Origin of the sequence: Rhizobium sp. ZK1 (assembly GCF_047782645.1) — a bacterium.
Lineage (GTDB): Bacteria > Pseudomonadota > Alphaproteobacteria > Rhizobiales > Rhizobiaceae > Rhizobium.
Genome location: NZ_CP180587.1, coordinates 758856 through 782744 on the forward strand (window position 1 = coordinate 758856; position 23889 = coordinate 782744).

Annotated in this window: 22 protein-coding genes; 13 read left to right on the forward strand and 9 right to left on the reverse strand. The window is 58.0% G+C overall.

What is annotated here, in order from left to right:
• Positions 1-61: 61 nt before the first annotated feature.
• Positions 62-1321, reverse strand: coding sequence for an ABC transporter substrate-binding protein (locus ACK9YZ_RS26160; RefSeq protein ID WP_216760552.1), 1260 nt, complete (start codon positions 1319-1321; stop codon positions 62-64).
• 394 nt (positions 1322-1715) lie between these two features.
• On the opposite strand from ACK9YZ_RS26160, the gene ACK9YZ_RS26165 reads away from it, so the two are divergent.
• From ACK9YZ_RS26165 to ACK9YZ_RS26175, 3 genes are all read left to right on the forward strand, one after another.
• On the forward strand, positions 1716-3446 hold the full coding sequence (locus ACK9YZ_RS26165; RefSeq protein ID WP_416068432.1) for a type I secretion system permease/ATPase: 1731 nt from the start codon (positions 1716-1718) through the stop codon (positions 3444-3446).
• A 10-nt stretch (positions 3447-3456) separates the two neighbouring features.
• On the forward strand, positions 3457-4761 hold the full coding sequence (locus tag ACK9YZ_RS26170) for an HlyD family type I secretion periplasmic adaptor subunit (protein WP_416068181.1): 1305 nt from the start codon (positions 3457-3459) through the stop codon (positions 4759-4761).
• A 181-nt stretch (positions 4762-4942) separates the two neighbouring features.
• Complete coding sequence (locus tag ACK9YZ_RS26175) at positions 4943-5905, forward strand: rhizobiocin (RefSeq protein WP_416068182.1); 963 nt, start codon at positions 4943-4945, stop codon at positions 5903-5905.
• Positions 5906-5982: 77 nt separating this feature from the next.
• On the opposite strand, the gene ACK9YZ_RS26180 is transcribed toward ACK9YZ_RS26175, so the two are convergent.
• The gene (locus tag ACK9YZ_RS26180) at positions 5983-7023 is read right to left on the reverse strand and encodes a substrate-binding domain-containing protein (RefSeq protein WP_416068183.1); all 1041 of its coding nucleotides are present in this window, start codon (positions 7021-7023) and stop codon (positions 5983-5985) included.
• Between the two features lie 284 nt (positions 7024-7307).
• Between ACK9YZ_RS26180 and ACK9YZ_RS26185 the strand changes: the two genes are divergently transcribed.
• The 6 genes from ACK9YZ_RS26185 to ACK9YZ_RS26210 all read left to right on the forward strand — a co-directional run bounded on the left by ACK9YZ_RS26185 (position 7308) and on the right by ACK9YZ_RS26210 (position 13453).
• Complete coding sequence (locus ACK9YZ_RS26185) at positions 7308-8342, forward strand: Gfo/Idh/MocA family protein (RefSeq protein WP_416068184.1); 1035 nt, start codon at positions 7308-7310, stop codon at positions 8340-8342.
• Between the two features lie 11 nt (positions 8343-8353).
• Entirely contained in the window at positions 8354-9256 is a 903-nt protein-coding gene (locus tag ACK9YZ_RS26190; protein WP_416068185.1) for a sugar phosphate isomerase/epimerase family protein, read from the forward strand.
• A gap of 66 nt (positions 9257-9322) precedes the next feature.
• Complete coding sequence (locus ACK9YZ_RS26195) at positions 9323-10555, forward strand: ABC transporter substrate-binding protein (protein ID WP_416068186.1); 1233 nt, start codon at positions 9323-9325, stop codon at positions 10553-10555.
• A gap of 104 nt (positions 10556-10659) precedes the next feature.
• A complete protein-coding gene (locus ACK9YZ_RS26200; RefSeq protein ID WP_183725325.1) occupies positions 10660-11562 on the forward strand; it encodes a carbohydrate ABC transporter permease in 903 nt (300 codons plus the stop codon).
• On the forward strand, positions 11559-12386 hold the full coding sequence (locus ACK9YZ_RS26205; protein ID WP_416068187.1) for a carbohydrate ABC transporter permease: 828 nt from the start codon (positions 11559-11561) through the stop codon (positions 12384-12386). Before ACK9YZ_RS26200 ends, ACK9YZ_RS26205 begins: the two co-directional genes overlap by 4 nt.
• Positions 12383-13453 carry an ABC transporter ATP-binding protein gene (locus ACK9YZ_RS26210; protein ID WP_416068188.1) on the forward strand — a complete coding sequence of 357 codons (1071 nt, stop codon included), beginning with the start codon at positions 12383-12385 and terminating at the stop codon, positions 13451-13453. Before ACK9YZ_RS26205 ends, ACK9YZ_RS26210 begins: the two co-directional genes overlap by 4 nt.
• A 57-nt stretch (positions 13454-13510) precedes the next feature.
• On the opposite strand, the gene ACK9YZ_RS26215 is transcribed toward ACK9YZ_RS26210, so the two are convergent.
• The 3 genes from ACK9YZ_RS26215 to ACK9YZ_RS26225 all read right to left on the reverse strand — a co-directional run bounded on the left by ACK9YZ_RS26215 (position 13511) and on the right by ACK9YZ_RS26225 (position 16452).
• Positions 13511-13702 (reverse strand): hypothetical protein, encoded by a 192-nt coding sequence (locus ACK9YZ_RS26215; protein ID WP_216760561.1) that lies wholly within the window; start codon positions 13700-13702, stop codon positions 13511-13513.
• A gap of 106 nt (positions 13703-13808) precedes the next feature.
• Positions 13809-15419 carry a DHA2 family efflux MFS transporter permease subunit gene (locus ACK9YZ_RS26220; protein WP_416068189.1) on the reverse strand — a complete coding sequence of 537 codons (1611 nt, stop codon included), beginning with the start codon at positions 15417-15419 and terminating at the stop codon, positions 13809-13811.
• Between the two features lies 1 nt (position 15420).
• Positions 15421-16452, reverse strand: coding sequence for an HlyD family secretion protein (locus tag ACK9YZ_RS26225; RefSeq protein ID WP_416068433.1), 1032 nt, complete (start codon positions 16450-16452; stop codon positions 15421-15423).
• 428 nt (positions 16453-16880) lie between these two features.
• Between ACK9YZ_RS26225 and ACK9YZ_RS26230 the strand changes: the two genes are divergently transcribed.
• Positions 16881-17183 (forward strand): hypothetical protein, encoded by a 303-nt coding sequence (locus tag ACK9YZ_RS26230; protein WP_416068190.1) that lies wholly within the window; start codon positions 16881-16883, stop codon positions 17181-17183.
• A gap of 6 nt (positions 17184-17189) precedes the next feature.
• Here ACK9YZ_RS26230 and ACK9YZ_RS26235 read toward each other — a convergent pair whose 3' ends face one another.
• The gene (locus ACK9YZ_RS26235) at positions 17190-17432 is read right to left on the reverse strand and encodes a DUF6074 family protein (RefSeq protein WP_216760564.1); all 243 of its coding nucleotides are present in this window, start codon (positions 17430-17432) and stop codon (positions 17190-17192) included.
• 228 nt (positions 17433-17660) lie between these two features.
• Here ACK9YZ_RS26235 and ACK9YZ_RS26240 point away from each other — a divergent pair, with 228 nt between their 5' ends.
• Positions 17661-18437: a DUF1194 domain-containing protein gene (locus ACK9YZ_RS26240; protein WP_216760565.1), complete on the forward strand. Its 777-nt coding sequence runs from the start codon at positions 17661-17663 to the stop codon at positions 18435-18437.
• Positions 18438-18444: 7 nt separating this feature from the next.
• Here the strand turns inward: ACK9YZ_RS26240 and ACK9YZ_RS26245 are convergent, their stop codons facing one another.
• Positions 18445-19371 carry a TIGR03571 family LLM class oxidoreductase gene (locus tag ACK9YZ_RS26245; RefSeq protein WP_416068191.1) on the reverse strand — a complete coding sequence of 309 codons (927 nt, stop codon included), beginning with the start codon at positions 19369-19371 and terminating at the stop codon, positions 18445-18447.
• Positions 19372-19454: 83 nt separating this feature from the next.
• Complete coding sequence (locus tag ACK9YZ_RS26250) at positions 19455-19598, reverse strand: hypothetical protein (protein WP_416068192.1); 144 nt, start codon at positions 19596-19598, stop codon at positions 19455-19457.
• Between the two features lie 421 nt (positions 19599-20019).
• Between ACK9YZ_RS26250 and ACK9YZ_RS26255 the strand changes: the two genes are divergently transcribed.
• Both ACK9YZ_RS26255 and ACK9YZ_RS26260 read left to right on the forward strand, forming a co-directional pair.
• Positions 20020-20166 carry a DUF1127 domain-containing protein gene (locus tag ACK9YZ_RS26255; RefSeq protein WP_113184802.1) on the forward strand — a complete coding sequence of 49 codons (147 nt, stop codon included), beginning with the start codon at positions 20020-20022 and terminating at the stop codon, positions 20164-20166.
• A gap of 494 nt (positions 20167-20660) precedes the next feature.
• The gene (locus ACK9YZ_RS26260; RefSeq protein ID WP_416068193.1) at positions 20661-21557 is read left to right on the forward strand and encodes a helix-turn-helix domain-containing protein; all 897 of its coding nucleotides are present in this window, start codon (positions 20661-20663) and stop codon (positions 21555-21557) included.
• A 37-nt stretch (positions 21558-21594) separates the two neighbouring features.
• Here the strand turns inward: ACK9YZ_RS26260 and ACK9YZ_RS26265 are convergent, their stop codons facing one another.
• Complete coding sequence (locus tag ACK9YZ_RS26265; RefSeq protein ID WP_416068194.1) at positions 21595-23724, reverse strand: TonB-dependent siderophore receptor; 2130 nt, start codon at positions 23722-23724, stop codon at positions 21595-21597.
• Positions 23725-23889: the final 165 nt, after the last annotated feature.

The following is a 23889-nucleotide window of genomic DNA, read 5'->3' on the forward strand; positions in this document are numbered from 1 at the left end:
GGGACCGAAACAGTTGAGACGACGAGCCGTTCAAGGCCGTCGTCTTGCTGAAGTGAGAGGCTCAGTTGCTGGAGCGCTTGGCTTCTTCGCGCGTCTGCGCGGCAAAGTCCTTCATAGTCTCGGTGACATCGCGCTGGCCGAGCGCCATGGCTTCCCACATCTTGTATTCGGTCGTCCGCATCCAGGTAACGACGGGAGGACGGGCACGGCCATGAGCGAAATCGAGCTGCTTGATGGCAACATCGATGCCCTGCTTCTTGGCAAGCGCTTCGGCGGCAACTGGCTGTGTCGCGCTCTTCTTGTTGATCGGCAGGTAGCCGGTTGCAGCAAACCAGATCGCATTAGCTTCCGGCGAGGCGGCATAGCTGATGAACTTGTAGGCGGCGTCCTGAACGTCCTTTTGCGAAGTCGCGAGAATGCCGATACCGGCGCCGCCGATCGGAACTGAGCAGACCTTGTTGCAGGGCATCGGACGCACTTGGAGCTTGTCGCCGAGCGCCTTCTTGGCGCCGCCGTAATCGCCCGTGGAATTCAGAGAGATACCGACCTTGCCGGCGAAGAAGGCATCACGGCCGACATCTTCATCGGTGACGCCGTCCGGAGAGGCAACCTTCTGGTCATGCACGAGCGAGGCCATCCACTGATAGGCTTCGATCGTGTTCGGCGAGTCGAGCAGGATATCGTTGGTCTTGGAATTGATCAGTTCGCTGTCATTGGACATCACGAGACCCCAGCGGGCGAACTGGCCGGGGGCCGCGATACCGGTGATGCCTTCCGAGCCGAGCTTCTCGGTGATTGTCTTCGAAACGGCAAGAATATCTGCGAAAGTCTTCAGCGACGGCTCCGTCGTGAAGCCGGCGCGCGCAAGGATGTCCTTGTTGTAGTAGAGGACAGGCGTGGAGGAGTTGAACGGTACGATGTAGTTCTTGCCGTTATAGACGCCGACTTCACGCGCATAGTCGTAAAGGTCGTCCTTCAGCGGGTCGGCGTTGAAATAGGGCGTGAGATCGATCAGAGCGCCGCGGTCGGCGAAGAGACCATAGCGGGTGACTTCCATGATGACGGCATCAGGCCCACGTTTGGCGGGAATGGCGGCCTGCAGTTTGGCAACAATATCATTATAATCGCCGACGAACTCGCCGTCGATATGAATACCGGGATTGGCGGCTTCGAAATTGGCGATGATCTTGTTGAGCGCCTCGCCTGAGGATTTGCTGAAGCTGTGCCAGAACTTCACCGTCGTATCGGCATGTGCCGAACCGACCATCGACATCAGGGCGACAACGCCGGCTGCGACTGTGTTCTGCAATTTTACTAACATAATTTTCTCCTCTGCAAAAAAAAATGCATTCCGTTTTGGCAGGGATTACCGCGCGCAGGAGACAGTTTCTTGAAAGCCGTATGAAGTTTTGGTGACAAAAGAGGTCGCGCAAACGACTTGAATCCACCGTGCTGGAACGTCCGTCTGCGGCAATATTCTACGATGACGCCGCGCGCATAAGTACCTATGTCTTAAAAAGACAACCAAAGCGAATTCAGATCATTTCAGCATAAGTTGTATTATTTGCGAATTTACTAGTTACCAAACCTAGTAATGATTGTATTTCAATCGTAGAGATACCCAAAAATGGCGCGCTATAATTTCACGCATTGATTGATCTGTGCATCAGAATGTGCTTGATGACGCTCAACTTAGTAAACAAATCGATAGCGAAGTGTCTCTATCTCGAACATGGCATGCGTTCCTTGCGGTTGCGGTTGCAAGCGGGTTCATTAATCTGCTGCATTTGACCGGTTCATTGTTCATGCTTGAGGTTTATGACCGCATTCTGCCGAGCAAGAGCATCCCGTCCCTGATTGCTTTATGTGTCCTTGTCTTGTTGCTTTACGGGTTTCAGATGGGATTCGATGTGGTTCGGGGTCAGATGTTGACCCGGGTCGCCGACATTCTGGACCAGCAACTTGAAAGGCGCATGTATAAGGCGCTTCTCAAAATGCCCTTCTCCGGCGAGGTCAGGGGTGACGGTCTCCAGGCCCTTTCCGATCTGGACCAAATTCGCGGATTTCTTTCGAGCAACGGTCCTAACGCGTTGTTCGATTTCCCGTGGCTGCCATTTTACCTGCTCATTTGTTTCATGCTGCACCCGTGGATCGGCGTCAGCGTTCTGATCGGTGCAGTCATCCTGGTCGTCATAACGGTGCTGACCAATTGGTCCACAGCGTCACTGAACGAGAGCGCGGCGAGTGCCCGCGGCCAGCGTAACATGTTTGCGAGCGGCAGCGTCCGCAATGCCGAAGCCATTCAGGCTATGGGCATGTCGAGCACCATGATGATGATGTGGCGTGACCTTCACGGCGAATACAAACGCCAGAGTCGCCGGGGTGCCGATATCATCGGTGCCTACGGTGCTGCGTCGCGCGTGGCGCGTATGATCATCCAGTCCGGCGTCATGGCGGTGGGGGCTGTCTTGGTCGTCAATGGCGATGCGACGGCGGGCAGTATCATCGCCGGATCGATCCTGTCGGCAAAGGCTCTTGCGCCTGTAGAGCAGGCAATCGGCAACTGGCGCAGCTTTACGTCGGCCCGGCAGGGTTGGAGGCGCCTTCAGAAATTTTTCGAGATCGCTCCCGAAACGGAAGCCGCCCTTTCCTTGCCCCGGCCGGCCTTTACCTTTTCGGTCGAGAATCTAACCGGTTCGCCGCCAGGCGGGTCCGCAATTACGCTAATGGACGTCTCCTTTGAACTGCAGGCTGGAAGCGCACTCGGAGTGATTGGACCGAGTGCATCCGGAAAATCCACGCTTGCCCGCCTTGTTGTCGGCGCTTGGCCAATACGTTACGGCAAAGTGCGCTTTGATGGTGCGAGCCTTGACCAATGGGACATGGATGAGCTCGGCCAATATCTCGGTTATCTCCCGCAAACTGTGGAATTGATGGCCGGCACGGTCGCGCAGAATATTGCTCGTTTCCGGCCTGACGCGACTGCTGCGTCGATTATCGATGCAGCTAAAGCGGCGAATGTTCATGATCTTATCCTGAACTTGCCGGATGGCTACAAGACCAAGATTGGTTCTAACGGCGAAGCTCTTTCTGCGGGACAAAAGCAGCGCATTGCCCTGGCCCGCGCGCTTTACGGGGATCCGTTCCTGATTGTGCTGGATGAACCAAATTCCAATCTCGACGCGGAAGGCGAAAATGCCCTCAGCAATGCGATCGCCAATATCAGGGCAAGGGGCGGGATTGTGATCGTAATCGCACATCGGCCGAGTGCGCTGGCCAACGTGGATTTGGTCGCAGTTATCGCCGCTGGCAGGTTGCAGCGATTTGGTACGAAGGAAGAGATTTTCGGGCAGGTGCTGCGTCAGAATATCCGACCGGTCACATCCGACCATCAGCCGCGGGCGATTGAAGATGCCGGATCGTCCGTCGCTTCGAACGATATGTGATGGAGCCGCCATGCGTTTGCGAAATCTAGCAAAATTACCGCTTGCCAAGCACGTCGCGGCTGTCGTTCTGCTGGCATTCGGGTTGGTGGTCGGTGTTTTTGGATGGGCGATGACGACCGAGCTTTCGAGTGCAGTCATTGCGTCCGGGCGTGTCATCGTCGAGGGCAATACAAAGAAGATACAGCACCTCGCTGGCGGAATTGTCAGTGAAATCGACGTGAAAGAGGGCGATAGGGTTGACGCGGATCAGGTGCTTGTCCGCCTGAACGGAACCGTCGTACAGGCTAATCTCTCGATCGCCGAAAATACGCTTGCGCAACTCTATGCACGCCGCGCCAGGCTTCAAGCCGAGGCATCCCGCGCACCCGAGTTGACAGTTCCTGAAAAATTGTCCGAGCTCACAACGTCCAAGTCGGCCGCAACGCTGGTTGCAAGCGAACAGAACCTGTATATCAGCCGAAAGAATGCGCTTGAAGGCATGAGGAGGCAGGTTGCAACACGCAAGCAACAGTTGACGGACGAGGTCAATGGTCTGACGGTTCAGATTGACGCTATACGGGATCAGGTTAACCTTGTTAATCAAGATCTTGAGAAGGTAAACACGCTCTATCAAAAGGGCCTGACGACGCAACAGCGGCTGAATGATTACAAACGTCGTAAGTCTGAGCTCGAAGGGCAGATGGGGCAGGGTATCGCCGCCCGTGCACAAACCGAAGGCAAAATCGGTGAGCTTGATCTTCAGCTCCTGCAACTTGATGAAGATAGGCAGTCGGAGGTTTCCAAGGATCTGACCTCTGTCGAGGCCAGTATCGCAGAATATGAGGAACGACTGGCCGCGACAAAGGACCAGCTCGCTCGCCTGGAGATCCGCGCGCCGATTGCCGGCCGAATCTACCAGCTCGGCGTTCACAATATCAATGCAGTTGTCCAGCCGGGTGAGGTTCTGATGCTCATCGTCCCGGAGCACGATGAGTTGCAGGTCGAGGCAACCATCGCCCCGAAGGATATTGATCAGATCTACAAGGGGCAGCCGGTCGATATCCGGTTTACGGCTTTCAATCAGACAACGACGCCTGATATTGCTGGAGAGGTTTCCGTCATTTCGCCCGATCTTCAGACGGACCCACGGACGGGAGCGGTTTTCTATACGCTGCGCATAACGCCTGACTTGGCCACACTGCAAAACCTGTCCGAACGCTCCCTTTATCCGGGCATGCCCGCAGAAATATTTATCAAGATCGCGGACCGCACGGTAATATCGTATTTCGTCAGGCCTTTCAAAGATAGGTTGCGATTGGCGTTCAGAGAAGAGTGATAGTGAAACGGGATATTGTCCCAAAAAGGGCTCAATTAAATACCTCTTTCAGCGCTGTTACAGACTTGCCAAAATATTATGCTTATCTATTAGTAAAGAAAGGCGTTTGTCGCTGTTGAGTTAGTGTATCGAGCGTCGCAACGAGAAAAGCTTTATTCAAACAAAGGAATGGAGAACATTCATGGCAGGTTTGACAGTCACGTTCGGTAACGGTGGTGCTTCCACCGTTTTCGACCTTCAGAGCATTGATGCCCAGAACAACAGTGCCCTTGACAACAGCACCCAGAAGCAGGAAGTGACCGACCAAAACGGATCGATCCTTCAGTCCGGCTCTGTCAATGTAGGCGTTGCACCGGTCAGTGGTTCCGGTACGGGCGGCGATGTCGCCGTCAATTTTGACGCGAATACGAATTCCTTCAACTTTGACGTTGTTGGCAAGTGGAATTCAGTTAAGAACGTTTTGGCGCAGTCTGACAGTGCGGAAAACGTCTACTTCAAGGATTTCGTTCAGGCCGACGTCCATCTTGGCGGTACCACCGCTTCGACCGTCGAAATTCTCAACGTCAAGCGTGCAAACGTCTCGACCGGCTCAGGCAACGACACTGTCACCATCTCGCTTTTGTCAAATGACAAGAGCTGGGTAAACGCAGCTACGGTCGACACGGGTGCTGGCAACGACACGATTACGATCAAGGCCGGCCAGGGCCTGAGTGCCATTGGCGGCATCACTGGGGCAAAAGCCGTTAACGGTGGCAACGGTATTACGGATGGTAGTAATTCGTCCGTCATCATCAATGCAGGTGCTGGAGACGACACCATTGATCTTCACGGCGTCAATCTGAAGTCCTCGACGGTCACCGGTGGCACCGGAGTCGATCATATGATTGCAAGCGGCGGTGCAGATACGTTCGTATTCAATCTCGGCGACATGGCCAAGTCTTTCATCACGGATACTATCGAAGGCTTCAACACGGCAGTGGATAAGCTTAAACTTGTGGGTACGGTGGAATCCGACTGGCAAGCACAGACTGTCGATGGTGACGCCATTATCAAGTATATCGGCGCTGAAGTCGCTCATCAGGGCGAGAAGATTATCCTCAGCAACGTCGACGCTGGTGGGTTCCATAACTGGTTCACTGCGTAACGATCCGAAGCATCGTTGAGGTGATGAACATGCCGCTGCGAGGCGGCATGTGTGTTTACGGCCTCAGCGGGAATTATTCAACCGTTCAGACTAAAAGCATCGCTTTCCCCGGGCACAAGCTCCAACGGCCAGATCCGGTTACGCACCCTATTGCGGTAGGTTTCCGAATAGGCAGGCATGCCCGCAAGCAAGGTTTCGGCAAGTGCTGCGCCGAGGTCGGGCAGCGACATGCGGAAGCAGGTGAGCGTCGGCTGCAGAAATTTGGCGCGGGGTTCCTCGCGGAAGCCGATGACGGCGAGGTCGCGGCCGGGGACGATGCCGGCTTCGACCAGGCGGCGGTAGAGGCCGATCGCCATCAGTTCGTAGATCAGGATAATCGCTGTCGGTCGGTCCTCGATCCGCAGCAGTTCGTCGCCGGCCCGGTAGCCGCCCTGTTCGCTGGACTTGACACGGATAACCAGCTCCGGATCATATTTAATCCCGTGCCGTTCTAAAGCCTTCCGATAGGCATCCACGAAGATATAACCGAGATTGATCTCCCCTGACGGTGCGGCAATCGCAATGCGGCGATGCCCCTTGCCGACGAGCCGGTCGACGGCGCAGGTTGCGACACCTTCGAAATCAAGGTCGATCCAGGTGAAGTTGCCGCCGCCGGAAGAGCTGCGGCCGAGAGCGACGAAGGGAATCTTCGCCTTGATGAGCAGATCGATACGTTTGTCGATGCGTTGCGTTGCGGAGATGATCATGGCATCGACGACCCGGCGCGCCACCATGCGCTTCAGATATTCGTAAGGGTCTTCGTCGCTGGGGCAGGGGAGCATGACGAGATCGAGATTATGGCGCGATAGCACGCTCTGCAGCCCACCAGTCACGCCGAGGAAGAAGTTATCGCTATTTTCGACCGTCTCCTTGCTGGATTCAATCATCAAGCCGATAACATTGGTCGTTCCCTGACGAAGGCTGCGGCCGGATTGGTTGGCCACGTAACCGAATTCTTCGGCGGCAGCCAGCACGCGCTTGCGGGTCTCCTCATTGACATCGGCCTTTCCGTTCAGCGCACGCGAAACCGTCCCGATCGATATATCGAGATGTTCTGCGAGCTGGCGGATACCCTTCATCTGCAATCTCTCTTCCGGTAGGCGGATCCTCTCATCTTATTGCCATGGGAAAACGTTTACGGAAAGCATTTGCCGTGAAGGCGGAATGTATTTTTACGCAATCTGAAAAAATCTGTTGCTGCATCGCCGAAGGTTTTGCCTAAACGCCCGTTCGCATTGTGATTTTTCGCAATATTTTGTCGAGCGACGCCGGGATTGACAGCAGTAAACGTTTCCGCTTAGTATCGTAAACGTTTACGGAAGGCGTTTCGGGAGGAATCTGAAGCGCACCGCTGGAGGAAATCGTGAAATTGAATGCCGTTCTGTGCGGGTGCGGAGCTATGTCCAATGGCTGGCTGCGCGCTATCAAAGAAACGCCTGATCTTGCTGAGGCGATCGAGATCGTCGGCCTTGTCGACGTCAACCGTGCCGCCGCCGAAAAGCTCGCCGACGAATTCGGCTTGAGCGCGGCTCGCATCGGTAACGATCTCGCGGCCGTCATTGCCGAGACCAAGGCCGACATCGTCTTCGACGTCGTTATCCCGACTGCCCGTTTCGATATCGTCTCGACGGCCATGAGGGCCGGCTGCCATGTGCTCAGCGAGAAGCCGATGGCGACTTCGCTTGCCGAAGGGGCCGCACTCATCGATCTCGCCGCCGAGACCGGCAAGATCCACGCGATCATCCAGAACCGCCGCTTCATTTCCGGCGTGCGCCGCCTGCGTCGCTTCGTCGAAAGCGGGGCGATCGGCGATCTGACGGGCATTCATTGCGATTTCTTCATCGCTCCTCATTTCGGCGGGTTCCGTGAAGAGATGGACAATGTCCTTTTGCTGGACATGGCGATCCACACGTTCGATGCCGCCCGCTATGTGGCCGGCAAGAAGCCACTCGCAGTCTATTGCGTCGAACGCAATCCCAAAGGTTCCTGGTATCGCCACGGCGCTTCGGCCAATGCCACCTTCGAATTCTCCGACGACGTCGTCTTCACCTATCGCGGCTCCTGGTGCGCGGAAGGCGAGCGCACGAGCTGGGAAAGCCAGTGGCGCATCGTCGGCTCGAACGGCATGCTGACCTGGGACGGTGAGGATGGTTTCAAGGCGGCTGTCTCCGGCAATGAACCAGGACTGCTTCACGGCTTTTCACCCGTCGCGGTTCCGGCGCCTCAACGTGCCGAGGAAACCCACGGCCACGCCAGCGTGATCGCAAGCTTCGTCGAGGCGATCCGCACCGGAAAGCGGCCGGAGACGGTCAGTTCCGACAATATCAGAAGCCTCGCTATGGTCTTCGGGGCGATCGAAAGCGCCAAGACCGGGCGGCGCGTCGACATTTCAGCATAAGGACAGATGACGTGAGCAACCCCGCCAAAGCCATTCGTATCGGTACCATGGTCAGCGCCTCGAAGGGCGGCGCCGACAAGCGCATAGCGCAGATCGCCGATATGGGTTTCGAAAGCTTCGAGCCCTTCTTCTGGCAGACGACCAACGGTCAGGATCTTGCCGAACTCGGCAAGCGCAGCGTGGAGGCGATCGGCGATCGCGACATCACGATTTCAACGCTCGGCATGTTCGGCAATCCGCTCGAGGAGACCGAGATGGACCTGCAGACACTGCAGGGCTGGAAGGATTGCATCGACAACGCCCATCATTTCGGCGCCACCTGCGTTGCCGGCTTCACTGGCCGCATCCGCAACAAGCCGCTAACCGAGAGCCTGCCGCGCTACAAGCAGATCTGGAGCGAACTCGCCAAGCGCGCCGCCGACAAGGGGATCAAGATCGCCTTCGAAAATTGTGCCATGGACGGCAACTGGGCAACCGGTGACTGGAACATTGCCCATAATCCGGATGCCTGGGAACTGATCTTCAACGAGACGCCCGACGACAATATCGGCCTCGAATGGGAGCCGTGCCATCAGATGGTCTATCTGATCGAACCGCTGCCGCAGATCCGCAAATGGGCGAGCAAGATCTTCCATGTCCACGGCAAGGATGCGACGATCCGTTGGGATGTCATCAGCGAGCACGGCATCTTCGGCAAGGAAAAGTTCGTCTTCATGCGCACGCCGGGCTTTGGCGACAGCAACTGGACAGATATCATTTCCGAACTGCGGCTTGCCGGCTGGTCCGGCTCCATCGACATCGAGGGCTGGCATGACCCGGTCTATCGCGACGCCCTTGAAATGACCGGTCAGGTCTATGCACTCAATCATCTGAAACATGCCCGGGGCGGCGATTTCGTCGTCGATCCGGTGTGAGAGAATGTTGCCCGGCGTGGAGGAAATCGCCGGCCATCGCAAGGATAACCACAAAGGAGGAGAACCATGGCTATCCGCAAATTTGCAGTTCTGGGCGTGCTGGCTCTTGCCGGCGTGTCGCTCTTCGGCCTTTCCGCCAAGGCGGAAGACGTCAAGCTGACGCTCTGGTCGTTGGACAAGGATACCCAGCCGGCGCCGACCCTGGTCAAGGAATTCAACGACCAGCACAACGGCATCACCATCGAATATCGCCTGATCCAATTCGATGACGTCGTTACCGAAGCGATGCGCGCCTATGCTACCGGCCAGGCGCCCGATATCATCGCTGTCGACAATCCCGAGCACGCGCTGTTTTCTTCGCGTGGCGCCTTTCTTGATCTCACCGACATGATCAAGAATTCGAAGGTCATCAAACCCGAGAATTATTTCCCCGGGCCGCTGAAATCGGTCGAATGGGATGGCAAATATTTCGGCGTGCCGAAGGCGACGAATACGATCGCGCTTTACTACAATAAGGACATGTTCAAGGAGAAGGGCCTCGATCCGAACAAGCCGCCGCAGACCTGGGACGAGCTCGTCGAGGATGCCCGTAAGCTCACCGACCCGGCAAAGAACGTCTACGGTCTTGCCTTCTCGGCCAAGGCCAATGAGGAAGGCACTTTCCAGTTCCTGCCCTGGGCGCAGATGGGCGGCGGCAGCTATGAGCACATCAATGCCGACGGTGCGGTCAAGGCACTCGAAGTCTGGAAGACGATCATGGACGAGAAGCTCGCCTCGCCCGATACGCTGACCCGCGGCCAGTGGGATTCGACCGGCACCTTCAATTCCGGCAATGCCGCCATGGCGATTTCCGGACCCTGGGAACTGGACCGCATGGTTCAGGAAGCCAAGTTCGACTGGGGTGTCACGCTGCTGCCGGTTCCGAAGGAAGGCGCTGAACGCTCTTCGGCCATGGGTGACTTCAACTGGGCGATCTTCTCGACCAGCAAGCATCCCGCCGAAGCCTTCAAGGCGCTCGAATATTTCGCCTCGCAGGACGACAAGATGTTCAAGAACTTCGGCCAGCTTCCGGCCCGTTCCGACATCTCCATCCCCGAGACCGGCCAGCCGCTGAAGGATGCCGCGCTGAAGGTTTTCCTCGAACAGCTGAAATATGCCAAGCCGCGCGGCCCGCATCCGCAGTGGCCGAAGATCTCCAAGGCGATTCAGGACGCCATTCAGGCCGCACTGACCGGCCAGATGAGCCCGAAGGATGCGCTTGATCAGGCTGCCGACAAGATCAAGGCGGTTCTCGGCTGATCTCCCGCATCACCGGATGGCCTGACGGCCATCCCCCTTTTCCTCCCGGAAGGGGCTGCTCAGGCATCGGCCAAGGCAGCCCCGTTCGGAGCATTGGAGGACCCATGAGAAGGACCTTTTCCAGCATCAGGGATGGCCGCGGTTTCGATATCGTGCTCGTCGCCTTTCCGCTCGGTTTTCTGTTCCTGATGGCAGGCCTGCCGCTCATCTACAATGTGGTGATGAGCTTCCAGGAGGTTGACATGTTCAGCCTCGGCACCTTCTCGCGCCCGTGGGTGGGTTTCAAGAATTACGTGGATCTCTTTGCGCAGCCTGAAACGCTGCCGATCCTGTACAATACGGCGATCTTCGTCGTTGGCTCGATCGCCGGCCAATTCCTGATCGGTTTCGGTCTGGCGCTGTTCTTCTGGGTGAACTTCCCCGGCGCCTCCTGGCTGCGCGGTCTGTTTCTCGTCTCCTGGGTCATGCCCGGCCTCGTCGTCGGTGCTATCTGGAACTGGATCCTCTCTGGTGACTTCGGCGTGCTGAACTTCATTCTGAAAGAAAGCGGCATCATCTCAGGCAATATCTTCTGGCGTTCGGACCCACACTATTCGCTCTATGCCGTCATCATCGCGAATGTCTGGCTCGGCACCTCGTTCAACATGATCCTGCTTTCCGTTGGCCTTTCGGGTATTCCGGGCGATCTCTATGAGGCGGCCGAACTCGACGGTGCCACCGCCTGGCAGCGCTTCTGGACGATTACGCTGCCGATGATGCGTTCGACGATCGGCGCCATCATCGCACTCGGCCTGATCTTCACACTCCAGCAGTTCGACCTCTTTGCCGCCATCACCTCGGGCGGGCCGAACAACTCCTCCAACGTCACGCAATACTGGGCCTGGGATTTGTCTTTCCGCCAATATGACTTCGCCAAGGGCGCGACCATTTCCGTCATCATGATCGTCTTCGTGATGTTCGCCTCCGTGGTCTATGTCCGCTCGACCCGCCACGAGGTGCGCGGATGAGCGAGACTGCACGCAATCGCCTGATGTTCTTGATCGCCATCATCATGGCGGCGATCTATCTTTTCCCGCTCTACTGGATGTACATTACCGCGCTGAAGAGCGGCTCGGAGATGTTTGCCACACCGCCAAGCTTCTGGCCGACCTCGCCGCAGTGGGGCACCTATGCCTATGTCTGGGAAAGCCGGAACATGGGTCTCTATCTCTGGAACTCGCTGGTGATCGCGATCGGCGCGGTCGTCATCATCACCTTGCTCGGCGTCGGTTGCGCCTATGTGCTGGCGCGCTACCGCAACATCTGGGTGGATATCGGCCTCTTTCTCATCCTCATGCTGCAGGTTCTGCCGGCTTCGCTGATGATCACGCCGATCTTCGTCGGCTTCTCTCAGATCGGCATGCTGAATTATCCTCGGCTTGCCGTCATCATCGCGATTGCCGCAAAGAGCATGCCCTTCTTCGTCGTGCTGGTGCGCGCCACCTTCATGGCGGTTCCGATGGAGCTGGAAGAGGCGGCTCTCGTCGACGGCAATTCGCGCGTCGGCGCCTTCTTCAATATCGTGCTGCCGCTTGCCCGTAACGGCATTCTGGTCAGCGCCATACTCATCTTCATGCAGGCCTTCGGCGAGTTCGTCTATTCCAAGTCGATGATCCAGGCCGCCGAGCTTCAGCCGGCAAGCGTCGGGCTCAATTCCTTCATGGGGCCGAATACCAACGAGTGGAACAACATCATGGCCTATGCCACGATGTATGTGACGCCGATCCTTGCCATCTTCGTTCTCTTGCAGCGCCGCATCGTGTCCGGCCTCACCTCGGGAGCCCTCAAATGACCCCTCAGATCGAGCTTGCCGGCGTCAACAAATATTACGGCGCCTTTCACGCACTGAAAAATATCGATCTCTCCATCGCCAAGGGTACCTTTGTTGCACTTGTCGGCCCATCCGGCTGCGGAAAGTCGACCCTGCTGCGCTCGCTGGCCGGCCTGGAAACCATTTCTGACGGCAGCCTGAAGATCGCCGGCGAGTTGATGAACGGCGTGCCGCCGCGCAAGCGCGATGTCGCCATGGTGTTCCAGTCCTATGCGCTCTATCCGCATATGACCGTGGAAGAAAACCTCACCTACAGCCTGCGTATGCGGGGCGTTGCAAAAGCGCAGGCGAAGAAGGCAGCCGAGGAGGTCGCGGCCACCACAGGCCTTTCGCATCTGCTGAAGCGCTATCCGCGTGAGCTCTCCGGTGGCCAGCGCCAACGCGTCGCCATGAGCCGCGCCATCATCCGCCACCCGAAGGCCTTCCTTTTCGACGAGCCTTTGTCGAACCTCGATGCGGCGCTACGCGTCCATATGCGCAAGGAAATCCGCGCGCTGCACGATCGTCTGCATGCGACCTCGGTTTACGTGACGCACGACCAGATCGAGGCGATGACCATGGCCGATCATGTCGTCGTCATGCGTGATGGGATCATCGAGCAGCAGGGCCGGCCGCTCGACCTCTACGACAAGCCCGTCAACAAATTCGTCGCCGGTTTCATCGGTTCACCTGCAATGAACTTCATACCGGCAATCGTCGGCGAGGATGGCAAGAGCCTGACGCTCGATCTCGGTTCGGTGAGGCCGCAGATTTCTATAGACCATCAGCTCCAGCCCGGCCGGCGCGTCACAGCCGGCATCCGCCCGGAGCATATCGGCATTACCGGTCAAGGGCAGGGGAGTTTTGATGTTCCGGTTGACGTGGTCGAATCCACGGGGTCTTCGACCTACATCACCGCCGCAACGACCCCTGAACTGACTATCGTCGAAACAGGCAGGGGAACGGTTCAGCCGGGCCAGACGATTGGTATGACAGTCGATCCGGTGCAGGTGCATCTCTTCGATGAGGCGAGCGGCGTCAGAATTTGAGATCCGGCTTCTGCCGGATCAGTTCCCGCAGCGATTGGCTGCGGGATATTGCCGTTCTTATCGAGCGAGCGAGGCCGGCGTAGCTTGCTTGGCTGCCACCTCTGTATCACGAGCTTGTTCGCTGGAATTTGCCCACATGGCGACAGCAAGTCCTGCGACGATAAAGTAGGGGAGTTTGCTTGAAAGCCTGAGCTTGCCGGAAACGGCATTGCCGCGGGTGCATTCAAAGCCGGACATTTCTGGGGTCATCAGTACCTGTCTCGTGTGAATATCACGCCGTGAATATAGTGTATCCGGCGATTCGAATGAACCCCCAGATCAGGGGATATATAAACGGTTGTTGAAAAAGAGCAGTTCAATGGCCCGCTGGTCCGCCCGATCCTTCATCGAGATTGATCTTGCGCAGGATGAAGGCGAGCGGCAGCACGGCGAGCGAGAGCCACATGAGCGTGTGGAAAACGTCGATATAGGCGAGATAGCTCGCCTGGATCTGCACCTGCTGGCCGATCCAGCCCATGGCTTGCGATTGTGCGTCGACGGCTCCCGCACCTCTGTCGGCAAAATATCGCGTCGCGCCCTGCAATGCGTGATTGTAGGCCGGATCGGAGGGGATGATATGTTCGACCAGCCGGCTTTGGTGCCACTGCTCCCGATGGGCAAGCACGTTTGATGCGATGCAAACGCCGATCGAGCCACCGGTGTTGCGCGCCGCATTGATGAGAGCAGAAGCCTGATCCGTCTGATCTGGCCTCAAGCCATCATAGGAGGCAGAAGTCATCGGAATGAAGATCAGCGGCAGACCCAAGCCGAGATAGATGCGCGACCAGACGAAGAAGCCGAAGTTCAGGTCGGCATTGAGCCGCGTCATATCATACATAGCGAACGCAATAATCGCAGTGCCGATAGCGATCAGATATTTTGGCTGAACCTTGTTGGAGATCCGCCCCGCTACGAACATCATGAACATCGTGACCAGGCCGCCGGGCGAAAGTGCCAGCCCGGCCCAAGTCGCCGTATAACCGAAATTCTGCTGCAGGACCTGCGGAATGAACTGGGTCGTGGCAATCAGGATCGCCCCGGTCGCAAGCATGACGATGAAACAGGAGCCGAATTGCCGACTTGCCAGCAAGCGTACGTCAACGACCGGGTTGGTTGTGTTCATCAGCCATGGGATGGAGAGAGCAAGGGCGGCAACGCAGACTGCAGTCATCGTTACAACAAAATTGGAATGGAACCAGTCTTCCGTCTGGCCGCGATCGAGAACCAGTTCCAGTGCGCCGAGAAAGGTCGCGACCAGGAGGAAGCCGACAATATCAAAGCGCACGCCTTGTTTGCGCATGTTTGCCCGCTCCTGCCGCAGTGAATCCGGTTCGTTAACGAGGAAATAGACGAGGACGAAGGCGAAGAGGCCGACCGGCCCATTGATCAGGAAGCACCAGTGCCAGGAGAAATTGTCAGAGAGATAGCCGCCGAGCGTTGGCCCGACGACAGGGGCCACCACTACGGCGACGCCGAAGAGGGCAAAGGCCTGGCCACGCTTCGACGGCGGGAAGGAGTCGGCCAGGATCGATTGAGAGATCGGCACCATGCCACCGCCGGCGAAGCCTTGGATCATGCGGAAAATCAGCAGGGATTGCAGGTTCCACGCAAGGCCGCAACAGATGGAAGCAACCGTAAATGTCGCAAGGCAGAGCAGGTAGAAACGTCGCCTCCCGTAACGCTTGGCGATGAAGCTGCTGGCGACGAGAATGATGGCGTTGGAAACGAGATAGGTCGTGATGACCCATGATGCCTCGTCGGCGCTGACGGCAAGACCGCCGGAGATGTAGCGCAGCGCCACATTGGCAATCGTCGTATCCAGAACCTCCATGAAGGTGGCGAGCGAAACGACAAGTGCGATCAGCCATGGATTGGCAATCCTGGCACCCGATGTCGGGGTGCCATCCGCTGTTGCGGCATCACTCATGTCAGTTCCTCGGGCGCACGGTTACCGTCGGCACCACGGACATGCCGGGGCCGATCGCCACATCCTTCGGCCAGTTGTCGATGACGATCTTGACCGGAACGCGCTGGGTTACCTTCACATAATTGCCGGTGGCGTTTTCCGCTGGAAGCAGCGAGAAGGCTGTGCCCGAGCCGGGCTGAACGGAATCAACGCGGCCATGAAGGACGTGATCCGGATAGGCATCGATCGTCACATCCACAGGCTGACCCGGTCGCATATCCGTCAATTGGGTTTCCTTGAAATTGGCCGTCACCCAGATTTCATCGGGTACGAACATGGAGACTGCCTGTCCTGCCTGAATATATTGCCCTTTCGAGCCGCTGAGCTTCACGATGCGGCCGGGCTGGGCGGCCGTGATCGTCGTGTAGCTCAGGTTCTGTTCGGCGGCTTCGACCTGGGATTCGGCCTGATGCAGGCCGGCGACAGCGCTTGCTCGTTGCGCTTCCGCGGCCGCCTTGTTCTTGATGGCCGAGGTGACGCTTGCCTGCGCTTGAGCGGTACTTGCCTTGTCCTGCCGCAACGTGGATGCCGCCTGCTGTGCGGCCTGTTCTGAACCGGCGCCGCTTTTCACCAGTTGCTGCTGCCGGTCGTTTTCATCCTGCGCATACTGAAGGGCGGCTTCCGCGGAGGTCTGCTGCGCCTTGGCCTCGTCGATCGCTGCAGCTGCGGCGGCGATCTGTGCTTCGGCGCTAGAAATCGCTGCCTTCGCGACACCGACCTGGCCATGCGCCTGATCCAACGCGATCTGGTAGTCGCGGGGATCGATCTTGGCGATGACTGCGCCGGCGTCGACATGCTGGTTGTCGGAGACGGGAACATCCGAAACATAACCCGACACTTTGGCCGCGACGGAGAAGCTGCGGGCATCGATGAAGGCGTCGTCCGTCGTCTCGTAGGGATGGAAATAGATGAGCCAGATGAAATAGCCGGCGACAGCAAGAACAATCAGCGCAAGAACGATGAGAAGCGTCGCGACCGGATGGCGCCTGATCATTGAAGGCCGCTTCTCGGCCTCCTTGTCCTTCTCGACTGCCTTGGCAGGGGCTTCGTTTTTTGCGGGATCGGCGGACTGATCATGCCCGGCGAAGGCGGGCTGGTTCTGGGGCACGACAATGTCTTTCAGTTTGAAAACCGGAAACCAACGCCGGATCATCGGCTTTGGTTCCGGTCGAAAATGTCGCAACGTACCTGCGGGCTCGCAACTGGTGGACAATTCCAGGTTGTGAAGGCAGGGCGCGTATTTATGAGCAATTGAAGACGCTGGGCTCAGCCTCCCGCGGCAAGATCTGAAGCCCGCGCGTCTTCAATGTGGATCGACCGATCTGGTTTGTCAGCCGCCCCGATCCTACCTTTATCGTGCGCGATCAGCGCTGCTGTTACGATTGAAGGCCACAGGCGCTGCTGACCCGCCCAGGAGGTGTTATGAGACGTTTAATTTTGGCGGCCGCTGTTCTGCTCCCCACGGCTGCCTTTGCCGTCGAGGCCGTCGAGGTCAATGCCCGCGACCATTCCTGCCGTGAGCTCGCGCAGATTATCCAGCAGAAAAAGGCCGTCTTTGTTCGTATGGGCATCGGCGGCCGGAGTTTCCGTTACCCGCCTGCGCGATGCCAGTTAGGCGATAAATATAGCGTGGCCAGAGTGCGCGCGGCCAACGGGGAAATGTGCGTGCTCGACTACGAGTGCGTTTATGACCCGCAATCCTTCTACAACCGCTTTCCCAATTAGTGTTTTCTATCGCTCGGCCGCTGTGGCGTAGACGACTTGAAGCTCCATCTGGACCGCATCCATGAACAGGGCGGCCTGCCTCGAGAGCTCAGCATCGCTGCAGCCTTGTTCTTTCAAATTGGCCGCGAACCCGGCCATCTCCGACCGCCAGAAGCGGTTGGCGGCCTCGCCGTGAAGGTTCTGAAGGGCCTCTGCGCAGCGCCTGATATCGGCTGTGCGTCGGTCGGCGGGAAACTGCAGAAGCGGCATGCTATCTCCGTCATTGCTGGGCGAATCGCCAAGTGTCCCGCAGAATGGCTATGAGTTCTTCACAAGTGGTGAAGCCGGTCGCGGAGACATGGCTCCTCAAATGCTGCCCCTTCGTTCGATGGCACCCCACATCACCGAAAATTGACACAATACACTCCGGCGGCGGCGGTCGCCGCCGCGTCAAGCTATGTTAGAGTTCTGAAGATAACGCAGTGATGGGAAGTGATGATGCTGACAACACTTGCGATGCTCGCGAGCCTGTCTGGCGCTGCCGCCACGATCGCGCAATCAAGCCAAAATGAAGTCGACGTCGAGCTGGTGCTGGCCGTGGATACGTCCCGCTCCATGGATTACGAGGAAGTCCGCATACAGCGCGAGGGTTATGTCGAGGCGCTCAGGCACAAGGAGTTCCTCGATGCCGTGAAAGGAGGGCTGACCGGACGGATCGCCATCAGCTATTTTGAATGGGCCGGCTATGTCGTACCGGGCTCCGTCCTCGACTGGCAGGTGATCGAAACGGAAAGGGATGCGCTGGATTTCGCCGACAAACTCGAAGCGAGGCCGATTGCCACCCAGCGCCGCACATCCATATCCGCAGCGATCGTTCAAGGCGTCTCGATGCTCGCCGCCAGCCCCTACAAAAGCAATCGCGAAGTGATCGACGTTTCCGGCGATGGTCCCAACAATTCGGGGGACCCCGTCACGCCTGCCCGCGACACGGCGCTCAGGACGGGCGCCGTCATCAATGGCCTTGCCATCATGCTGAGACCATCCGATGTGCCGGAGGGGCTCGATAAATACTATGCCGATTGCGTCATCGGCGGCCCCGGCTCCTTCGTTTTGCCGGTTCACAAGATCGAGGATTTCGCAGTTGCGGTCCGCAGGAAGCTGGTTTGGGAAATCAGCGGCCTCGAGCCCCGATCACAGATCCGCAAAGCGGCCAATCAACCGACAACGGACTGTCTTGTCGGCGAAAAACTGTGGCAGAACTTCTTCGATCGCTGAGTGCTCATCATGCTTTCGAAATTGCGGCGACAGGTCCTGCCTGCTCCAGCCGAGGCAGGACCTTCCTTGCGATGGTTTCGAGGTCGGATAACGCCTTACGACTGTCCGCGGTCAGGTTGAACGCGACGTGATGCACACCGAGCTCGCGGAGGGCCACAAGAGCGGCAAGCAATCCATTCGGCCCCGCCCGATACCCGAGATTGATGTCTTCGAGACGGTCGGCAGATGTATCGACGAGCTCGAGCGCCATGGCCTGGCCCATTCCGCGGAATTCGTCGGTCGTGCGCTGCACGGCCCCATGCCATAGAGCGATCCTGTCTTTCTGTGCGGCGAACGGTCGATGGTAGGTCATCCAGGCTCCAGCGTTTCTGGCGATCCATTCGAGCGACTGCGAGGATGAACCGACTGCGACTAAGGGAATGCGGCGGCCGCTGCGCGGCCGGATTTCGAATTGGTTCTCGTCTGTCTGGTTGCCAACGCGGTCGTCAAGCGCGTCTTCGAGAGCGGCCCAGTTCGCCCGAAACAATTCCCGGCGGTCGTCGACATTGCGGTCAAATGCTGAAAACTCCGATGGCCGATCACCGGAACCGAGGCCGAGAACGAACCTGCCCGATGAAAGCATGTCCATCGAAAGGGCCGCCTTGGCGACGTGCAGGGGATGGCGCAACGGCAGGACAATCGCGCCTGTCGCCAACGTGATCGATCGGGTGGACGCGGCGAGCGCGCCAAGCAGGACCCAGGGGTCGGAATGACCTGCGGGATCCGGATAGGCCGGACTGTTCAAGGGGACGTCACGAACCCATATCGCTGCAAAGCCAAGCTCATCGGCGCGCCGGGCAAGCTCCAGTTGAAGGCCGAAGTCGATGTCCTGCCGTTGCTGCGCCTGCATGGGGAGAACGACACCAACCGTCAGCCGTGAATCTTCGAAGAGCATCCGTCGTTTCCTGCGTTGCCTGCCCGCACGTGGGTGATCCCAGTGAGGTTTGCAATAGCCGGAACACTATAGACCGGCGGTCACTACCAGAGTGCGACCGGCGCGCCTGCAAAAAACTGATCGAAAGCGAAAGCGAGCGCCGGAGCAATCGCCACGATCTCCTCATGAGCCGCAAAAATGAGCAGCCCCAGCATCGAGATGACCGATCCGGCTTCGATGACTGACATGGGATTGTTGACCGATGCGAGAGACGCAGTGGGTGGAGCGATATGCGGTCGTGCGGCGGTCCGGCTGTTGTCGTTTGCTGGATGGAGGAGGCGGGTAGGGCGAGGTTGGGCGAGGCGGGATTTACTGCATATTCCAGGATAGGTTTCGCAGACTGAGCTAGACATCGGATGTGTCCTTGACCGGCATTGGAGGATTGTAAATTCACGTGGGGTTTGGCCGGTCTTCCTTCAACTATACTCGCGAATAGGGGAACGGCGCCGGAATAGGCTGTTGTCTCATTCCGCTATGCATCAGCTGCATAGGTGAGCTGTAGTCTGAACGCTACTCATTCTCGCAGTCCCATATTATATACTTCTCATCGAAGCGAACGAAGCGCCGCTATCTGGCAGCTGTCGCTAGACCCACGGAAAGGGGATTGAAATGAGCATCGCACGGACCTTCAACAACTGGCGCAAGTATCGTCAAACCGTTACTGAGCTTGGCCGTATGTCGAGCCGCGAGTTGAATGACCTGGGCATCGCACGTGGGGATATCCGCGACGTCGCACGCGCAGCCGTCGGCCGCTAAGATCGCTGCTGAATGAATTCAAAAACACGCCCGCCTTGCCCAAGGCGGGCGTGTTTTTTTGTTTGGCGAGCCTTTCGCCTGACGCATAGCGCATGGCAGCCTTGCAAATATGTGCCTAGAAGAATGGCAGGGCTCAGCGTATATCTTCTTTCAACGAAGCGATGAAACTCCTCCCTTGTCGCTTCGTCCGAGACGCGGCTTACCTCCTCCCGAGCCAGCGTCTACGTGGCGGCATCCTCCTCCCGTCGCCACGCGTCATAAAAGGCGTCTGCCGGATCTCCTCCCTCGGCAGACGCCTTATTTTTTGGCGCTTGCCTCATCTGCCGGTCATCTCCAAGAGCGTAGTCAATTTTTTTACAGCGATCACACACCGGCCTTCTATCGCCGCTTGCCGCGTTCCATAAACATGATAATTGAACTCATGTTAATTTTGACTTAGAAGCCGGGATGAAAAGCACGATGTCGTCGATGCCGAGCAAGGATGGATCCATAGTTTGAGTTTCTGGCATTCCATGGTCTGGCATACCGAAGGCATCCGGGTGATGGCGCCGGTCAAGTGGCGCCAGTTCGACGGGCTCGTGAGTGTCTTCTGGGAAGCCGAAAGCCAGTCGGGCGCCAGGGGCTATTACCTCTCGGACGATCCGCGCATCATGATCTTCTTCAGCGATGTCTCGTCTCAGATCCGCATGTCGAATCGCGACGGTGATTTTCAGCAGCATTACCGGCCCATGACGCGGGCGGTCTATGTTCCGCCCGGCATGCCGATGTGGACGACGAGCGGCACGACGCACCGATTCTCGCATCTCAATCTGCACATGCATAAGGACCGGCTCCTGAGATATCTCGCGCCTTCGGTCGGCAATTCCGCGGCGATGACGGCACTTCGCAATCCGGTCGAGGTGCAGGACACCGGAGCGATCGAAACGCTTGCCCGCCTCGTCGTCGACGAGGTCTCCAGCCCGTCGAAACATGAGATCTTTGGCGAGAGCCTTGTCGGCAGTATCGTCAGCGGTCTGCTGGATATTCCTCGACAGGGTGTCGAACAACCGAATGGCCGGCTGACCCAGGCGCAGATGAATAAGCTGATCGCCCGCGTCGAACGGTTGAGCGATTGCCGCCTGACGGTTGCCGAGATGGCAGAGACAGTCGGCCTGTCTGAAAGCTGGTTTTCCAACGTCTTCAAGCAGACGACGGGCAAGACGCCGCTGCAATGGCAGCTCGGCAAACGGATCGACCATGCCAAGACGCTGCTCATCGAAAGCGAACTTGCTGTCGCCGATATCGCCGCTCAGCTCGGTTTTTCCGATCAGGCGCATCTGACCAAGGTCTTCCGCCAGATCGTCGGCGATACACCTGCCGCCTGGCGGCGGATGAGGCAGATCCGTTCGTAAGCAGTCCCGCCCGCAGGATGCAGGCGGGACCGGCCGGTTACCAGGTCTGGCGCAGCGTCGCGTAGATCGCACGGCCCGGGTTATAGAAATCCGCTCCGAAGCCGTCATAAGCGACATGCTTTTCATCGAAGAGGTTGCTGACGTTCACATCGAAGGATGTGTTTTCCTGGATCTTGTAGCTGAAGGCGGCATCGAAGGCGATGCTGCTGCCCGTCGACTGGGTGTTGGCGTCGTTAAAGTAGTAGGAGCCCGTGTAGCGTGCACCGAGGCCGAAGTTCATGTCGCCGCGGAAGCCGTTGCCGGGAATGCCGTAATTGACCCAGAGCGAGGCAGTATGGTTGGGCACGAAGGACATCTCGTTGCCCTCGTTGCCAAGCGTGCCGTTCTCGACGATGTCGGAAACCATATAGGAATAGGCGGCCGTCAGGCTGATATTGTCGGTGACTTCAGCCTTGGCTTCGAGATCGATACCGCGCACGCGCACCTCGCCGATCGTCTCCTGGAAGCCGGTCGCCGGATTGGTGCGGGTGATGTTGTTCTTGGTCAGGTCGTAGACCGCTGCGCTGAAAAGGGCAGGGAATTCGTCGGGCCGGTATTTGACGCCGACCTCCCATTGTTCGCCGCGCTCGGGATCAAGTGTCAGCGAGGCCGGCAGCACCGATTCCGCGTAGCTGACATAGGTCGCCACCTGATCGATGATCTTGTAGCTCAACGCGGCGCGCTTGGTGAACTCGCTGAGATCGGCGTTGGTCGTCAAGCCAGCCATGTTGTTCTGCTGCTGAAGGTCAAGCCAGTCGTTGCGCAGGCCGACGGAGGCGGTCAGCTTGTCGAAGAAGGTCAGGTCCTGTTGCAAATAGAGGGCCGTGGTCTTCTGGTTGTTTGTCAGGCTCTGGTAGAGCGGAACCGAGGTCGGTGCGCCTGTATAGACGGGGTTCGTCCAGTCGATGCCAGGAGCTCCGCCGAAATAGCCGTCATTGTCCGATTGCAGATTGTTGTATTGGAGGCCGACGAGGCTGCGGCTGTCGATGTCCTCGAAATTCGTCTCATATTGCAGGCGGGTATCGATGATGAAGTTTTCGACCGCCTGGTCATTGGCGAAGAAGGCGCGGTCGGCGATGGTCGAGCCGTTCGTTGGCGTCGCCGAGATATAGGCATAGCCGAAATTGCTCTTGGTATTGCTGTAGCGCGCATTCGAGCTCAGGGTCAGGCCCGAACCGAAGTCATGATCGAACATGACGCTCAGCGTGTTCCTGTTGACGTCGCGATAGTTGAAATCAGGCTCGCCGAAGAAGCGGCTTCTCGCAAAATCCGAGCCGACCGGGTGGCCGCCGCTGCCGGGCACGCCGTTCTTGTCCAGATGGTCATAGACCACGGTCAGGTTGGTGTCGGCGCCCGGGCGCCAGGTCAGGCCGCCCATGAAGAAATTCTCGTCGTCCTGCGAGTAATCATATTCCTCGTCGGCGCGCTTTACCTTGCCGGTGATGCGGTAGGAGAATGTATCGTCCTCGGTGATGTTGTCGCCGAAATCGACACCCGTCTCGCGATGATCGAAGGAGCCGCCGGTGACATAGGCCTCGCCGAAGCGCTCGCTCTTTGGCCGCTTGGTCACGAAGTTGACCGCGCCGCCAGGGTCGGAAACGCCGAAGGTCGTGGAATTGGCCCCCTTCAGCACTTCGACGCGCTCGAAAGCGAAGGGCTCTTCGCGAATGCCGCCGAAGGGGTCGCCGAGCGTCAGGCCGTCGCGATAGGTATAGGCATCGAAACCGCGGATCTTGAAATAGTCGAATCGGTCGTCCGAGCCATAGAAGTCGGTGGTGACGCCGGATGTATATTGCAACACCTGCTCGGTATCCTGCGCCCCGCGCTCCTGAATTTCCTTCGAGGTGATGACGGAGACGGAGGCCGGCGTGTCGAGAATGTCTGTCGCCATACCGTTGCCGCTGATCGTCTTGGTCGCGACGATCGATTTTGAATCATTGTCGGTATCGAGGCCGCTGCCCTGGATGACGATGGGCGCGAGATTGGTAACGGTATTGGAATTCTCGCTCTCCTGACCGAGCACCGCGCCCGGCGCAAGGGCGACAAGCGCCGTGCAACCGAGAAGGACCGCATTCCGGTAGCGGAGGAGGGTCTGTCTCGAGTGAGCGCCTGTTCTTTCGATATCCATGTTCACGTTCCAGAAGTTGGTGTCGCCGTTTCGGCCCTTCGACAGGGGCGCCGAATGGAATGCCGGTTTGAGGGTCGGTCCGAACGGCACGTCAGCGGCCGGCGCGAACGGGAGATTTGCCCGGATCGGCAGCCGCAATGGTTGGTTCGATGTCCCTGCGATGGC